The 15,398-nt window shown below is 66.4% G+C and carries 12 protein-coding genes; 5 read left to right on the top strand and 7 right to left on the bottom strand.

All coding sequences use genetic code 11. The annotated features are described in order from the left end of the window. The first annotated feature begins 198 nt into the window (after positions 1-198). Positions 199-2,142 (top strand): acetate--CoA ligase, encoded by a 1,944-nt coding sequence (gene acs, locus B5X78_RS08785; RefSeq protein ID WP_079724024.1) that lies wholly within the window; start codon positions 199-201, stop codon positions 2,140-2,142. A gap of 7 nt (positions 2,143-2,149) precedes the next feature. Beyond that, complete coding sequence (locus tag B5X78_RS08780) at positions 2,150-2,815, top strand: response regulator transcription factor (RefSeq protein ID WP_079724023.1); 666 nt, start codon at positions 2,150-2,152, stop codon at positions 2,813-2,815. A 9-nt stretch (positions 2,816-2,824) separates the two neighbouring features. On the opposite strand, the gene B5X78_RS08775 is transcribed toward B5X78_RS08780, so the two are convergent. Together B5X78_RS08775 and B5X78_RS08770 are read right to left on the bottom strand one after the other, a co-directional pair. After that, the gene (locus tag B5X78_RS08775) at positions 2,825-4,495 is read right to left on the bottom strand and encodes a phosphoethanolamine transferase (protein ID WP_079724022.1); all 1,671 of its coding nucleotides are present in this window, start codon (positions 4,493-4,495) and stop codon (positions 2,825-2,827) included. After that, positions 4,492-5,223 carry a phosphatase PAP2 family protein gene (locus tag B5X78_RS08770; RefSeq protein ID WP_176140808.1) on the bottom strand — a complete coding sequence of 244 codons (732 nt, stop codon included), beginning with the start codon at positions 5,221-5,223 and terminating at the stop codon, positions 4,492-4,494. The genes B5X78_RS08775 and B5X78_RS08770 overlap by 4 nt, the downstream gene beginning before the upstream one ends. A 335-nt stretch (positions 5,224-5,558) precedes the next feature. Here B5X78_RS08770 and B5X78_RS08765 point away from each other — a divergent pair, with 335 nt between their 5' ends. Continuing rightward, entirely contained in the window at positions 5,559-6,266 is a 708-nt protein-coding gene (locus B5X78_RS08765) for a response regulator transcription factor (RefSeq protein WP_079724020.1), read from the top strand. Beyond that, positions 6,256-7,542 carry a sensor histidine kinase gene (locus tag B5X78_RS08760; RefSeq protein ID WP_079724019.1) on the top strand — a complete coding sequence of 429 codons (1,287 nt, stop codon included), beginning with the start codon at positions 6,256-6,258 and terminating at the stop codon, positions 7,540-7,542. Before B5X78_RS08765 ends, B5X78_RS08760 begins: the two co-directional genes overlap by 11 nt. Here B5X78_RS08760 and B5X78_RS08755 read toward each other — a convergent pair. From B5X78_RS08755 to rpmB, 5 genes are all read right to left on the bottom strand, one after another. Beyond that, positions 7,530-10,982 (bottom strand): hybrid sensor histidine kinase/response regulator, encoded by a 3,453-nt coding sequence (locus tag B5X78_RS08755; RefSeq protein ID WP_079724018.1) that lies wholly within the window; start codon positions 10,980-10,982, stop codon positions 7,530-7,532. The two genes, B5X78_RS08760 and B5X78_RS08755, sit on opposite strands and share 13 nt — an antisense overlap. Before the next feature lie 91 nt (positions 10,983-11,073). Next, a complete protein-coding gene (locus B5X78_RS08750; protein ID WP_079724017.1) occupies positions 11,074-12,444 on the bottom strand; it encodes an FAD/NAD(P)-binding protein in 1,371 nt (456 codons plus the stop codon). A gap of 90 nt (positions 12,445-12,534) precedes the next feature. Next, positions 12,535-13,944: a cardiolipin synthase gene (gene cls, locus B5X78_RS08745; protein WP_079724016.1), complete on the bottom strand. Its 1,410-nt coding sequence runs from the start codon at positions 13,942-13,944 to the stop codon at positions 12,535-12,537. Between the two features lie 117 nt (positions 13,945-14,061). Continuing rightward, a complete protein-coding gene (gene rpmG, locus B5X78_RS08740) occupies positions 14,062-14,226 on the bottom strand; it encodes a 50S ribosomal protein L33 (RefSeq protein ID WP_027070918.1) in 165 nt (54 codons plus the stop codon). Between the two features lie 13 nt (positions 14,227-14,239). Then, the gene (gene rpmB / locus B5X78_RS08735) at positions 14,240-14,476 is read right to left on the bottom strand and encodes a 50S ribosomal protein L28 (RefSeq protein ID WP_056881579.1); all 237 of its coding nucleotides are present in this window, start codon (positions 14,474-14,476) and stop codon (positions 14,240-14,242) included. A gap of 308 nt (positions 14,477-14,784) precedes the next feature. On the opposite strand from rpmB, the gene B5X78_RS18415 reads away from it, so the two are divergent. After that, complete coding sequence (locus B5X78_RS18415) at positions 14,785-15,294, top strand: hypothetical protein (protein ID WP_139381470.1); 510 nt, start codon at positions 14,785-14,787, stop codon at positions 15,292-15,294. Positions 15,295-15,398: the final 104 nt, after the last annotated feature.

Here is a 15,398-nt window from a genome sequence, read left to right as displayed (position 1 = left end):
CCCTCGCGCTGAATCGTGCGGACATGCGTAATTGCATATTTACGACCAAGGTCTAAGCGGCTTGCTGCGATGCGGCACGGTCCGATGCGGCAAACTCGGCACATCGCCCGCTCTGTCGCACCGCATCCCCTCGCGGCGTGGTGGGCTTTGTTGTCAGAATCGTCACCTCTATTGCTTGCTGTCCCCGGGAGGGCCCCCATGAGTGACATCTACCCCGTCAGGCCGGAGTTCGCGGCCCAGGCGCGCATCAATCGCGACAGCTATCTGCGCGACTACCAGGCATCCATCGCCGATCCCGACGCCTTCTGGGGCCAGGCCGCCGAGCGCCTGCAGTGGATGAAGAAGCCCAGCAAGATCAAGAACGTCAGCTACGACCTCGACGATTTCCACATCCACTGGTTCGAAGACGGCGAGCTCAACGCCAGCGTCAACTGCCTGGATCGCCAGCTCGCCGAGCGCGCTGACAAGACGGCCTTGCTGTTTGAACCGGACAGCCCGGACCAGCCTTCGTATCGCGTGACCTACCGCGAACTCTACGAGCGCACCTGCAAGCTGGCCAATGCGCTGCGCAACCTGGGCGTGGTCAAGGGCGACCGCGTCACCATCTACCTGCCGATGATTCCGGATGCCGCGGTGGCCATGCTGGCCTGCGCGCGCATCGGCGCCATCCACTCCGTGGTGTTTGGCGGCTTCGCCCCCAATTCGATTGCCGACCGTGTCTCCGACTGCGGCAGCAAACTGATCATCACCGCCGACGAAGGACTGCGCGGTGGCAAGAAGGTCCCGCTCAAGGCCAACGTCGACGCCGCGCTCAAGCTGCCCGGCACCAACAGCGTGGAAACCGTGCTGGTCGTGCGCCATACCGGCGGTGCGGTGGACATGCAGATGCCGCGCGATCGCTGGTTCGATGCGGTGGTGGAAGACCAGCCGGCCGAATGCGAGCCGGAGCGGATGAATGCCGAAGATCCGCTCTTCATCCTTTACACCTCCGGTTCCACCGGCAAGCCCAAGGGCGTGCTGCACACCACCGGCGGTTATCTGCTGTATGCCAGCTACACCCACGAAATGGTGTTCGACCTGCGCGAGGACGACATCTACTGGTGCACCGCCGACGTCGGCTGGGTCACCGGCCACAGCTACATCGTCTACGGCCCGCTGGCCAATGGCGCGACCGCGCTGATGTTCGAGGGCGTGCCCAACTACCCCAGCGTGTCGCGCTTCTGGGAAGTGATCGACAAGCACCAGGTGACCATCTTCTACACCGCGCCCACCGCCATCCGCGCGCTGATGCGCGAAGGCGAAGCACCGGTGAAGAAGACCTCGCGCGCCTCGCTGCGTTTGCTGGGCAGCGTTGGCGAGCCGATCAACCCGGAAGCCTGGCGCTGGTACTACGACGTGGTGGGCGATGCGCGTTGCCCGATCGTCGACACCTGGTGGCAGACCGAGACCGGCGGCATCCTGATTACGCCGCTGGCCGGAGCGATCGACCTCAAGCCGGGTTCGGCCACGCTACCGTTCTTCGGCGTGCAGCCTGCGCTGGTCGATGCCAATGGCGAGCGCCTGGAAGGTGCGGCCGAAGGCAACCTGGTGTTGCTGGATTCCTGGCCGGGCCAGATGCGCACGGTCTACGGCGACCATCAGCGCTTCATCGACACCTACTTCCGCACCTATCCCGGCACTTATTTCACCGGCGACGGCTGCCGTCGCGATGCGGACGGCTACTACTGGATCACCGGACGGGTGGACGACGTGATCAACGTCAGCGGGCACCGCATCGGCACCGCCGAAGTGGAAAGCGCGCTGGTGCTGCATCCCAAGGTGGCCGAAGCGGCGGTGGTCGGTTTCCCGCATGACATCAAGGGCCAGGGCATCTACGCCTATGTGACCTTGAAGGCCGGCGAAGAACCCAGCGACGACTTGCAGAAGGAACTGGTGCTGTGGGTACGCAAGGAGATTGGCCCGATTGCCGCGCCGGATCACCTGCAATGGGCTCCCGGCCTGCCGAAGACGCGCTCAGGCAAGATCATGCGCCGCATCCTGCGCAAGATTGCCGAGAACGCGCCGGATCAGCTGGGGGATACGTCCACCCTGGCCGACCCCAGCGTGGTCGACTCGCTGGTCTCCGAACGCAAGGTCAAGTGAGCCGCGCATGCCCACCCTGCTGATTGCCGATGACCACCCGCTGTTCCGCGAAGCCCTACGGGCGGCGGTGCAGCGCGTGTTGCCCGGGGTCAAATTGCATGAGGCCGAAGGCGTGGATGCGCTGTACGCGCTGGTCGACGCTCATCCGGACGCGGACCTGCTGCTGATGGATCTGAACATGCCCGGCGCGCAGGGCTTCAACGCGCTGGTGCATCTGCGCGCACTGCATCCACAGCTGCCAGTGGTGATCGTCTCCGCGCGCGAAGAGCCCACCGTGATGCGGCGCGCGCTGGATCACGGCGCGCTGGGCTTCATTCCCAAGTCGGCGAACTCCGACGTAATCGGCGAAGCCATCGGTGCGGTGCTGGAGGGTGAGCGCTGGGCGCCGGCCGACGCCTTGTCCGCGCCGGCCATCAGCCGCGACGAGCACGAGATCGCCCATCGCCTACGCGATCTCACGCCGCAACAGTTCCGGGTCTTGCAGATGCTGGGCGTGGGCCGGCTCAACAAGCAGATCGCCTATGACCTGGGCGTGTCCGAGGCCACCATCAAGGCCCATGTCACGGCCATCCTGCGCAAGCTGGGCGTGACCAACCGCACCCAGGCCGTCCTCATGGCCGGTCGCCTGGCGGTGGATCCGGACGGCATCGTGCTGCCGCCGGAAGAAGACTAGATCAGCGAGTCAGCCGGCGCGGCGGCGACAACGCGCGAACAGATCGCGGTCGTGGTCGTAGAGGCGGGTCTGCACATCCATCAGACCCAGCACCGACGGGAACAGATTGTCATGGCTGGCCGGCGCCTTGGCTTCGGCGCGCAGGCAGGCCACATCCAGTGAGGTGCTGGCGGCAAAGCCCGGCGAGAACCACATCACCATCGGCACATGGGTCTGCTCGCTGGGCGCGATGGCGTAGGGCACGCCATGCAGGAACAAGCCCTTCTCGCCCAGTGACTCGCCGTGATCGGAAACATAGATCAGCGCGGTGTCACGCGCGCTGTCCGCGCCCAGCTCGGCAATCGTGCTGGCCAGCACATGGTCCGTGTAGAGCAGGGCGTTGTCGTAGGCATTGACGATCGACGGGCGCTCGCACTGCCCCAGTTCGTTGGAACGACACTCGGGAAGGAAGCGACGGAACGTGGCGGGATAACGATCGAAGTAGTTCGGGCCGTGATTGCCCAGCATGTGCAGCAGCACGACTTGGTCGCCCGACTGCGCACCCACCGCCTTGCGCCAGTCCTTCAACAGGATCTCGTCCAGGCAGCGGGTGTCGCTGCAGAGCGCCGGGTCCGGCGTGTCATCCATGGTCTGCACGGCCAGGCCTTCGCAGACCCCCTTGCAGCCGGACTGGTTGTCACGCCACAGCGTGTGGATGCCCGCGCGTTCCAGCACGTGCAGCAGCGACTGGTGGCTGCGGATGTTCTGCTGGTCATAGTCGTGCCGTCCGAACGGCGAGAACATGCACGGCAGCGAGACTTCCGTGCTGCTGCCGCAGGCGGTGACGTTGGCGAAGTTGACGACATCGAGCTTGGCCAGCTCGGGGGTGGTCTGGCGTGCGTAGCCGCTCAGGCCCCAGTTGGCGGCGCGCGCGGTCTCACCCACCACGATGACCAGCAGGCGCGGCTTGCGTCCCATCGCCGCCGGCGCGAGTTTGGCGTCTTCGCCAATCACGATGCGCGCCGCCTTCTGGCCCGGCGGCGAGGCGGTCAGCACGCGCGTGAGTGAGACCAGATAGTTGGCCGGCGTGACCAGGTAGCGCACTTCGCGGCGATTGCGCACCAGCGAAGACAGATCCTGGAAGCTCGCCAGCGCCGCCAGGGCGGTGGCCAGCGCCATGGCACCCAGGAAAGCCACGCGAACCCAGGTGGCGCGTTTCCATCCGCGTTGGCGCAATTCCACCCGCCACAGCAGCGCGATGGGCAACGCGGCGAACAGCAACGGAAACAACAGACCCCAGCCGAGCAGTTCGCTCGATTCCTTGCTGTCGGTGTTCAGCACGTTGCGCAGCATGTCCGCGTCCAGGTACACGCCGTAGCTGCTCATGTAATAGGTGGCGAAGGCGGTGACCAGGATCAGCAGCGCGAGCACCGGGCGTGCATAACGCCGATGCAGGAACAGCCCCAACAGCAGTGCATGCACGGCGGTGATGGCGACAAACAAGGCCGCGGCCAGACGCCACTGCGCGACCGGCGCGACGATGACGTTGCGCCAGAACGAGCCATTGGCGAACAGAGTGAAGTACACGCTCACTGCCAGCAACAGGGTCTCGCTGGCGATGACCGGTCGGCGCAGCCACCACGCATTGGCGGCCGAGCGTGCATTGCGACGCAATCCGGTAGACAGGGGCGAAGCGCTCATGACTGCGCCTCCGCCAACTGGGGCAAGGAGGCGCTGGACGTCACTTCACTGACCGGCACGCGATCAGTCACCCGCAATGCCACGAACAAGCCGCTGCTGACAAACCAGGCGATGGCCAGCGTGGCCACGTCATGCGAAGCGAAGTGCGCACCACGCCATTGCTGCGCCATGCCGAACAGCAAGCCCAGTCCCAGCCCCACGCCCAGGCCACGCCAGCGCCACTCCGGGCGGGTCGCGCGGAAAAAGAAGTACAGCGCAACCCAACTATAGCCACCACCGGCATGCCCGGCCGGAAAGCAGGCCGCCGCGGGCAGGCTGTCGGGTCGCAGCTGCCAGAGGCTGACGAAGGGACGAGCGCCGCCATAGCGCAGCAAGTCCCACGGGCAGTCCATATCGGTGAAACGCTTGAGCGCGCCCACCAGCAAGGTCGTCGCGGCCGTGGCCAGCAACAGGTACAGCAGGGGGCGCCGCCAGGGCGACCACGCAGAGCGCAGCCAGCTGCTCAGGCCCAGGCCGGCCACGACGAGCCAAGCCAGGGCAGACAGCTTGCGGCCGCCCTCGTGCAGGAGGGATTGGGTCAGCCAGCTGTGTTGCCAGGCCCAGGCGTGGCCTCCCCAGGCGTAAATGTGGTCAGCCCACCAGAAGTCGCCATGCATCGGCGACAGGATGAAAAAGATCACGACCAGGCCCAGCCCGGGTACGCCCAGATGGCGCAACAGGAATGACACAGGCGGCTGCGACGGTGGCCTCGACGGGCGGACATCGGCGGGGAGGGAAACGTGGGCAAGGAGCGACATGGCGTGCCGGATGGGTGCAGCGATTGACTGAGTGCCGGGAATTCTTCGAGCGCGCTTGTCGGAGGCGAGTCGGAATCGTCTGAAACAAACGAAGGCTTAACTGACCTGTTGGCCCGCCTTCAGGAACCCATCACCCGCCTTCGATGCGGCGATGTTCTTCCGACAGATTCACGACGTTTGTCGTAGCATCCTGCCCGGCTAGCCCGGCATTGGATTCCGTTGCCGTACCGCCTTGCGCGGTCCCACCACGCCATCCCCGAGTCCCCATGCGCCTGCTCGTGATCGAAGACAACCGCAGCCTGGTGGCCAACCTCTTCGACTACTTCGAAGCGCGCGGCCATACGCTCGATGCCGCACCGGATGGCGTGACCGGCCTGCACCTGGCCAGCAGCCAGGCCTACGACGCGGTGATCCTGGACTGGATGCTGCCGCGCATGGACGGCCGTGAAGTACTGCAGCGCCTGCGCCAGATCCACGAGTGCGACGTGCCCGTGATCATGCTGACCGCGCGCGATGAACTGCCCGACAAGATTGCCGGCTTCCGCGCCGGCGCCGACGACTACCTGACCAAACCCTTCGAGCTGCCCGAGCTGGAAGTGCGGCTGGAAGCCGTGCTCGCACGCACCGGTGGCCGCAGCCGCAACCGGATCCTGGAAGTGGCCGATCTGCGCCTGGACCTGAGCACGCTGGAAGTCAGTCGCGCCGGCGAACCGCTGCATCTGTATCCGGCCTGCCGCAAGTTGCTGGAAGTGTTGATGCAGGCCAGCCCCGCCGCGGTGACGCGTGATCGCCTGGAGTTCGCGCTGTGGGGCGATTCGCCACCGGACGGCGACATGCTGCGCTCGCATATCTACGAACTGCGCCGCAGCGTCGATGGACCTTTCCCGCTCAAGCTGATCCAGACCCTGCCACGCGTGGGCTACCGTTTGGCCGTGGCCAGCACCGACGCACAAGGACTGACCGATGGCCACTAGGCACGGACTGCGGCGGCGCATCCTCGGTTGGCTGCTGATCTACGTGTCGCTGCTGTCCGTTGCCATCTTCATCGGCGGCCTGGTGGTGAACGAGGAAGCCGAGCGCATGGTGTGGGAGTCACTCCTGCGCGCCGAACTGCACCACTACCAGGAGCGTCGCGCCGCGGATCCCGATTACGAGTGGACCGATACCGACGACATGCACCTGTACCGGTGGGACGATTCACCGCCGCCGCCCAAAGTACTGCGCGCGCTGGGTCCGGGCCTGCATGACGACCAATGGGTGGAAGGCAAGCTGCGCGTGGTGATGGTCCAGGATCAGCCCGACGGCCGCGTCGCGATTGCCCTGGACATCACCGAGTTCGAGGGCCTGGAACTGGCCATCAGCAGCGGCATAGTCGCCGGCATGTTCACCGCCGTGCTGCTGCTGGGGCTGCTGCTGGCATGGGCGCTGGGGCGCGCGATCCGGCCCTTGAGCACCCTGGCCGGCGACATCGTGCGCCTGCGACCGGAGCAGGCCAGCCAGCAACTCAACGTGGCCGATGAGGCGAGCGCCGAGCTGCAGGTGATCGCCGATGCGTTCAATGACTACCTGCGCCGCAGCGATCGCTTCGTCGAGCGCGAGCGCGCCTTCATCAACAGCGCCAGCCACGAACTACGCACACCGATCGCGGTCATCGGCGGCGCAGCGCAGTTGGCGGTCCAGCAGGAGGGCTTGCCGCCGCTGGCGCGCGAACAGATCCAGCGCGTGCTGCGCAGTACCCGCCAGATCGAACAGTTGATCTCGCTGCTGCTGGTGCTGGCCAAGGATCCGCAACGACTGGCCGCGGTCAGCGACAACGTGGCGCTGGATGAGCTGCTGCCGGAAATCCTCGACGACCATCGCCACCTTGGCCTGGGCAAGCATCTGGATGTGCAGCTCGAGCCGCCGCCCGCGGTGACCGTGGTGGCGCCGATCAGCATCGTCCAGGCGGCGATTGGCAACCTGTTGCGCAACGCCATCGAAAACAGCGACAGCGGTACCGTCAGCGTGCGACTTGATCCGGACGCCACCGTCACCATCATCGATCCGGGGCATGGCATGAGCCCGGAAGAGATCAGCCAGTTGTATGCCCGGCTCGCGCGCGGCGAAGGTCGCGATGGCGGCGGCATCGGCCTGGATCTGATCGCGCGCCTGTGCGATCACCTGGGCTGGCGCCTGGACATCGAACCCGCGCCGGGCGGCGGTACCTGTGCGCGCCTGCAGTTGCGGCCCGCCCGGCCTCAGGCGTCCTGACGCTGGCGGCTGTCGTAGTGCGCGGCCAGGAAGGCGCGTAGCGAGGCCGGCTTGACAGGCTTTGTCAGCAACCGGTAGCCGCGATCGCGCGCGCGTTGCTTGAGTTCGTCGCGGCCGTCGGCGGTGAGCAGGGCGCCGGCAATCGGCCCCGGACAAGCGGCACGCAGCGCGTCCAGGGTATCCAGCCCGTCCAGGCGATCATGCAGGTGGTAGTCGACCAGCATCACCGTCGGCGCCTGCACGACCTGTCGCAGCGCCTCATCCACGGTCAGCGCGGTCAACACCTGCACCTGCCAGCGGCCGAGGAGCGCGCGCATGCCTTCCAGGATCTCGTGATCATTGTCCACGCACAGCACGGTCAGGCCGGAAAGCGAGTCAAGCGCCGGGGCGCGCCGTGTCGCCGGTGCACGCAACGTGGCGGTGGCGGCACGCGGCACCACGATCGAGAACATGCTGCCGCGATCCACCACGCTGCGTGCATCCAGGTGATGGCCGAGCAACCGCGAGATGCGCTGGCAGATCGACAGGCCCAGGCCCAGCCCGCGCTCGCCCCAGTCGAAGGGCTGCTGGTAGCGATGGAATTCCTCGTAGATCTGGCGCATGTGGTTTTCCGGAATGCCCGGGCCGCTGTCCCACACCTGCAGCGAGACCTTGTCACCGCGTGGCCGCAGGCCGATCACGATGCGACCCTGACGGGTATAGCGCAGTGCGTTGGCGAGGAAGTTCTGCAGCACGCGCCGCAGCAGCCGGCGATCGGTGCGCACCGCCAACCGTGGCGCATGCACGCGCAGATCCAGGCCGCGCCCGGCCGCGATGGGGGCGTACTGGGCCGCCAGCTCGCGCAGCAGTTCGCCGGCGTCGAAGTCCGCGATCTCCACGCGTAGGCCGCCAGCGTCCAGGCGCGAAACATCGAGCAGGCCATCGAGCAGTTCTTCGGCGGCGCGCAACGAGGCATCCACGCGCTCGGCCAGATGCCGCTGGGATTCGTCGTGCTCGCCGTCGCGCAAGGCCGAGGCGAACAGGCGCGCCGCGTTCAACGGCTGCAATACGTCATGGCTGATCGCGGCGAGGAAGCGCGTCTTGGATTGCTGCGCCGCCTCGGCCGCCTGGCTGCGCTCGGCCACGCGCTGCTCCAGGTTCTCGTTGGCTTCGCGCAACGCCTGCTCGGCACGCTTGAAGTCGGTGATGTCGTTGTAACTGGTGACATAGCCGCCACCGGGCAACGCCTGGCCGCGCATCTCGATGATCTGGCCGTCGCTCAGCACGCGCTCGAACACATGCGGTGAGCCGGCGCGCATGTAGGCGATGCGCCGGCCAATCTGCACATCGACATCGCCTTCGCCCAGTTCGCCCTTCTCGGCGTTGTAGCGGATCAGATCGGCCACCGGGCGACCCACGTACAACATGCCGTCGGGGTAGCCGAACATCACCTGGTAGCTGCGGTTCCAGGCCACCAGGCGCATCTCCGGGTCGACCACGCTCACGCCGGCGGCGATGTTCTCCAGCGTGGTGGAAAGGATCTCGCGATTGAAGCGCAGTTCCTGGCCGGCCTGATCCAGCACCGCCACCACTTCGCCCAGCTCCATGCCCGAGCCACGCAGCACGCTGGTCAGCACGATGCGTGCGGAGGCCGCGCCGATCGCCGCGGCCAGCAGGCGTTCGGTGAACTGCACCCAGGCGCGATCCGCGGTGACCTGGGGTTGTACTTCGCGGCCCAGTGATTGCGCCTGCTCGGCAAAGGCGCGCCGCGCATGGCGCTCGCCGACTACCCGCTCGGCCAGCGTCTGCAGATCGCCGACCCGCACGCTGCCCGGCCATTCACCCGCGGCCAGCGCCGGCCGTTGCGCGTAGGGATCCAGGAACGGGGCCGCGCGCAAGCGATCATCCACGCCCGGTCGCCAGCGTGCCGAAACCACCATCATCGCGCCGGTGTTGATCAGCAGCGACCAGAAGGTGCCATGCGTGAGCGCATCCCAGCCGCTCAGGCCGAACAGCTGGTGCGGTCGCAACCAGGCAATGCCAAAGGGACCGGTCGCCACCCAATCCGGATGGAACCAGCCCGCCTGCGTCATCGTCGGCAGCAGCAGGGTGTAGATCCACGTGCCGAAGCCCAGCAGCATGCCGGCTTCCACGCCGCGTCGGCTGGCGCCGCGCCAGTACAGGCCGCCAATCAGCCCGGGCGCGAACTGCGCCACCGCCGCGAACGCCATCAGCCCATACGAGGCCAGCGTGCTGTCATTGCTGCTGCCGCGGTAATACGAGTAGGCGGTCAGGGCCAGCAGCAGGATCGCCAGCCGGCGTATCCACAACACCCGCGAGGCCACGTCGGCCTCGGCGTGATGCTCGGCCCAGCCGCGGCGAAGCAGCACCGGCATCACCAGGTCGTTGCTGACCATCGTCGCCAGCGCGATGCTCGCCACGATCACCATGCCGGTGGCAGCGGAGAAGCCACCCACGTAGGCAATCAGCGCCAGCGCCTTGCTGCCGTCGGAGAGCGGCAGGGCCAGCACGTAACTGTCGTCGGCCACGTTGCTGCCGGATCCGAACGCCGCCACGCCGGCGGCGGCGACCGGGATGACCATCACCGAGAACAACACCAGGTAAGCGCCAAACAACCAGCGTGCCTTGCGGATATCGCCCACGTCGCTGCATTCCACCACCGCCACATGGAACTGGCGCGGCAGGCAGACGATGGCCAGGAACCCCAGCAGCGACTGCGCGATGAAGCCCACCGGCGGCGCATTCTCGAACAGGGTGCGCGCCGACTCGGTCACGTCGATGTCGCGATGACCCAACCAGAGGTAGGCAAACAGGCCGATGGCGATCATCGCCACCAGCTTCACCATCGACTCCAGCGCGATGGCCAACATCATGCCGTGGTGGTGTTCGGTAGCGTCCACCTGGCGCGTGCCGAACAGCGCGGCAAACAAGGCCATCAGCAAGGCCACGTACAGTGCCGGATCGGAAAAGAAGCCATGGCTGGAACCGCCGGCCTGGCCGGTCAGCACGCTCAGGCTCATCGCCACCGCCTTGTACTGCAGGGCCAGGTAAGGCACCACGCCGATCAAGGCGATGACCGTGACCAGTGCGGCCAGGTGCCGCGAGCGGCCATAGCGCGAAGAAATGAAGTCGGCGATGGAGACCGTGTTCTCGCTGCGCGCGATCAGTGCCAGCCGTTCGATGATGCGCCAGCCGAACAGCAGCAGCAGCAGCGGACCCAGGTAGATCGGCAGATACCCCACGCCGTTGCGCACCGCGCTGCCGACTGCGCCGTAGAACGTCCACGACGAGCAATACACTGCCAACGCCAGGCTGTAGACCACCGGCCGCAGCCACGGCCGGTCCGGGTACATCGGCCGCCGATCACCCCACCACGCCACGCCAAACAGCAGGGCCGCGTAGGCGACGGAGACCAACAGCAGGATCCAGCTGGAAATCACGCGCCTGTCCCGGGGAATCGCCGCCTGGGTGGGCAGCTGCAGGGGGCAAAGTCGCCGCCCGTGCGGCAGCTGTCAATGGGCAAGGTGACCGCTACGCCAGCAGGACGCGGGCGGCGTGCTCGGCCTGGCCGCGCAATTCCGGTATGGCGGTGCTTTCCCACAGATCGCCCACGCGCAGGCTGCCCAGCGCGACCACGTCGTCCTGCACCTGCCCGTGTGCGTCCAGGACCTGGCCATCGCCGACGGTGGCCACGCCGATGCCATGCGGGCCCGGCTGCAGCAAGCCATCGCCGAGCATCTGGGTGAGCAGGGCATTGCGCATGGTCGGCACGCGCAATTCCACACCGGTGGCGTTGATCACATGATCAACGTCGAAGTGCAATTCCTTGCCGGCACGGGTCACCGCCGCCACGCGCACGCAACGGCCGGATTGCATCACCGCATCCAGGCGGCCGCGATGCACGCGCAGCTGGCCACTGTCGATCAACGTCTGCATGCGCGCATGCACGTCGCTGGCGATGCGATGACGATGCACGTCCCACAGGCGCACCAGGTGCCGCAGGAAGCGACGTTGATCGGCCGCGGACAAGCTCGCCCACAGGGCCTGACCGTGCGGTCGCAGCGTTTCCATCAACGCCTGCCAGGGCTGACCGGCGGCCATCGCCTTGCGTGCGGCCCGGCGCAACACGCGCAACCGCGCCCGCAGGCCCAGCGACATCAGCTGGCCCGCGTCGAAGTCCAGCTTGGCCGCGGCGGCATGCGGCTGCGGCCACCAGCCGTGGCGTGACAACACTTGGATGCGGCCACGATGCCCGGTGGCGACGAAACTCAGCACGGCATCGACCATGCTCAGACCGGACCCCACGATGCACAGGCTGGCATCCTGCGGAATGGCGCGCACGGCCTCGAAATCCCACGCCCCGGTCAGTGCGCCCGGCGCCAGCGACGATGCACCACGCGCCGGCAGCGGACGTGGGCGGTTGCCCACCGCCAGCACCACGCGCGCGCACTCCAGGGAGCTGCCATCCTGCAGACCCAGATGCAGCCGGCCGGCGTGCCTGTGCAGCGTGACCACCGACTGTTGCACGTGTTCCAGCGTCGCGGTGCTGGTCACCATGGCCTCGGCCAGGCGGGCGCGCAGATAGTCGCCATAGCGGCGACGTTCCAGGAACGCCGGTGCAAGCCGGGCGCGTTCGTCCGCATCGTCAGCGGCGACAAAATCGAGAAAGTCGTCCGGTTGATCCGGCAGCGCGCTCATCTTCTGCGCGGGCACGTTCAAGACGTGCTCGGGATAAGGCGTGGCATAGGCCACGCCCTGGGCAAGCACCGGCTGCGGCTCCAGCAAGGCAATGCGCAACGGCTTGCGCGCCTGGCGCAGCAATTGAATGGCCACGAGCACGCCGGCGGCTCCTCCCCCGACGATGGCGATGTCATGGGCGAGGCCCGCGTTGGCGCTGGTCATGCCGGCATTCTAGTCGATTGGACTACGCGGCCTCATGCTGGTTCGGCATGTGCAGGTGTATTCAAACGCAAACAAAATTTTCACTTCTGCTTACATCAACGAGTCGGCCAGGCGCGCAATGCCGTCGCGACTGCGGCGCCAGGCAGGTCGTCGCGCCCACTCCTGCGCCGACACGTGGCGTGACTGGCGCAAATACTCCGCTTCCAGTGCACGCAACTCGGCTACCAGGCGCGCGTCGTAGCACAGCAGGCCAATCTCGGCATTCAAGGCGAATGAGCGGATGTCCAGATTGATGGAGCCGACCAGCACCACGTCCTCATCCACGCTCAAATGCTTGGCGTGCAGGAAGCGCGGTTCGTACAGGGCGATATCCACGCCGCACGCAAGCAGCTCGGCGTAGTAGGACTCCTGCGCCCATGCGGTCAGGCGCTGGTTGTTGCGTGCCGACAGGATCAACTGCACCTGCACGCCGGACAGGGCGGCAATCCGCAAGGCGCTGAGGGTGGCGTCATCGGGAACGAAGTAGGGGGTGGCCAGCACGATCCGTCGCTTGGCCAGATGGATCAGCGCGTTGACCGCATCGCGCGCATTCTCGAACGGATACGCCGGGCCGCTGGGCAGCAACTGCGCGGGCACATCATCGGCGCAGGTCGGCTGCTCGTTCTCCACATGCAGGCGCTCGCCCGTTTCGATGTACCAGTCGCTGGCGAACACCGCATCCAGATGCGAAACGACGGGGCCGCGCACCTGTGCCACCAGTTCGCGGTTGGGATAGCCGGCAATGAAATCGGCGCTGGCCAGGTTCTGCGAACCGACGAATCCGATCTGTCCGTCGATGACGGCGATCTTGCGGTGGTTGCGCAGGTCCATGCGGCCACTGCGTCGCCAGCGCAGGCCACCCGGCAGCAGTTCGTGCACCTGCACGCCCGCCTGCATCAGCGAACGCCGATAGCGGCGCAGGCCGCGCTTGGCGCCAACCGCATCCAGCAACAACCGGCAGGTCACCCCGCGTTGCGCGGCACGCGCGAGCGCAGCGGCGATGCTGTCCCCCACGGGGTCATCGAACATCAGGTAGTAGAGCAGGTGCACGCGCGATTGCGCGCTGTCGATGGCGCCGATCAGGGCCTCGAGCGAGGCGTCGTATTCGCCCCACAGATGGACCGCGTTGCCGTGCACCGGCATGAACGCACCCTGGGTTTCCACCAGCGGCGCCATTTCCGCCGCCACTCCGCCATCGGGCTGCCAGCGCAGCGCGCGCAGGGGTTGCTGTTCTTCGCGGATGACCTGGTTGGCGCGCGCCTGCCGCTCGATGCGCTGGCGCGACAACCACGGATGGCCCAGCAACAGGTAAGCCGGCAGGCCGAACAGCGGCACGAAGCCGACCAGCAACATCCAGCTGCGTGCGGCGGCCGGCGAGGTGCGGCTGGGTATCCACAACAACGCGGCCAGGCGGATCAGCCAGTCGACGATCAGGAAGGCGGTGCCAGCGGACCAGTCCATGCGCGCCCCGTCGGAGAGAGACCGCTCGATTCTGGCAAAACGTGCAGGCAAAAAGAAACCCGCCTTGCGGCGGGTTTCTTCAGTTCGAAGTCGAAGGGGCGCCTGGCGCCGCTCGGCTTACTTGATCTTGCCTTCCTTGTAGATCACGTGCTTGCGCACGACCGGGTCGTACTTCTTGATTTCCATCTTGCCCGGGGTGTTCTTCTTGTTCTTGTCCGTCGTGTAGAAATGGCCGGTGTTGGCCGAGGAAATCAGACGGATCTTGTCGCGCTTGGATGCCATGGTTGATTACTCCTCAGACCTTTTCGCCGCGGGCGCGCAGCTCGGCCAGAACGGAGTCGATGCCGTTCTTGTCGATGGTGCGCAGTGCATGCGCGGAAACTTTCAGCTTGATCCAGCGGTTTTCGCTGGCAACCCAGAAACGACGCTCATGCAGGTTGGGCAGGAAACGACGACGGGTCTTGTTGTTGGCGTGGGAGACGTTGTTACCCGTCTGCACACGCTTGCCGGTCACTTGGCATACGCGGGACATTACGCACCTCGAAGGTAGTTGTTGCTTCCCTTGGCCAGGGAGGCGGCGGCCAGGCGCGGCCAACAGGCCAACGCCACGCGATACAGTCAAAACCTCGCCGTAACCCCAAGCCGGAATCGCGCTTCCGGCCGCAAATCCGGTCAGACCGGACACAGCGAGCCGCGCATTATGCCGGCCTTTCCCTTGCGCCGCAAGCACTTAGGGTGGCGATGGCGTTCACGAACCCGTCGAAATGTCCCTCGTGATGGTCGTTAGGGTGGCCCGGACAGCAAGTGCCTCTTCCCTGGGCGCGCAGCCAGGCGGAGGCAATGGCCAAGTGGTCCCCCTACCTCGCGTGCGATGGCCAAGTCCATCCGCTGTCGCAGTTCCACGCGCGGATACATTCGTTCACCTTGCCGCCGACCACGTCTCGTCCAAAGGTCCGGCACGTCCGGGTCAGGGCCAGCTACAGCATGCATTGCTTCACCCGGACCCCCGAGCCCGGCGAGACGATCAGGCCAAGTCAGGTCTACTGCCGTAACCCGTCAGGCAGGTTGTTCTCGCCAGAACGCGCCGAGCTGGGAAGAGCATTGCCTGCCATCGTGGCCGGCCTGTTGGAACGGAACTGCTTTGCCACGGATCGCAGGAACCATGTGCTGTTCTGCCCGGCGCAACTGGAAAACGGTGACGAGTACGCCATCTTCTTCGCCCTCCGCACTGCCTCACCGGCAGTGGAATGGGACGCCAACCTGATGATTCTCAGCGCGCATGCGCGTCGCGGATTCCGCCCCGGCGGCAAGCCGGAGAAGTTCCGGAATCTGTTGCAGCCTGTGATCTAGAAAAAGCGAAGCCCCCGCTATCAACGGGGGCTTCGTGTACCGGGAAACTCTTGGCTATCCCCACTCAAGGTGGAGGCCGCTGCTCGCGGCGGTCGGGCGCTTGC

Origin of the sequence: Pseudoxanthomonas indica, from assembly GCF_900167565.1 — a bacterium.
GTDB classification, from domain to species: Bacteria; Pseudomonadota; Gammaproteobacteria; order Xanthomonadales; family Xanthomonadaceae; genus Pseudoxanthomonas_A; species Pseudoxanthomonas_A indica.
This window is presented reverse-complemented; position numbering and strand designations above follow the sequence as displayed.

Excerpts from the sequence above, each read along its gene's own strand:
- B5X78_RS08760 (WP_079724019.1), top strand. The coding sequence starts at position 6,256 with ATGGCCACTAGGCACGGACTGCGGCGGCGCATCCTCGGTTGGCTGCTG.
- B5X78_RS08750 (WP_079724017.1), bottom strand. The coding sequence starts at position 12,444 with ATGACCAGCGCCAACGCGGGCCTCGCCCATGACATCGCCATCGTCGGG.
- B5X78_RS08780 (WP_079724023.1), top strand. The coding sequence starts at position 2,150 with ATGCCCACCCTGCTGATTGCCGATGACCACCCGCTGTTCCGCGAAGCC.
- rpmB (WP_056881579.1), bottom strand. The coding sequence starts at position 14,476 with ATGTCCCGCGTATGCCAAGTGACCGGCAAGCGTGTGCAGACGGGTAAC.
- B5X78_RS08775 (WP_079724022.1), bottom strand. The coding sequence starts at position 4,495 with ATGAGCGCTTCGCCCCTGTCTACCGGATTGCGTCGCAATGCACGCTCG.
- B5X78_RS18415 (WP_139381470.1), top strand. The coding sequence starts at position 14,785 with ATGGCCAAGTGGTCCCCCTACCTCGCGTGCGATGGCCAAGTCCATCCG.
- B5X78_RS08765 (WP_079724020.1), top strand. The coding sequence starts at position 5,559 with ATGCGCCTGCTCGTGATCGAAGACAACCGCAGCCTGGTGGCCAACCTC.
- cls (WP_079724016.1), bottom strand. The coding sequence starts at position 13,944 with ATGGACTGGTCCGCTGGCACCGCCTTCCTGATCGTCGACTGGCTGATC.
- acs (WP_079724024.1), top strand. The coding sequence starts at position 199 with ATGAGTGACATCTACCCCGTCAGGCCGGAGTTCGCGGCCCAGGCGCGC.
- rpmG (WP_027070918.1), bottom strand. The coding sequence starts at position 14,226 with ATGGCATCCAAGCGCGACAAGATCCGTCTGATTTCCTCGGCCAACACC.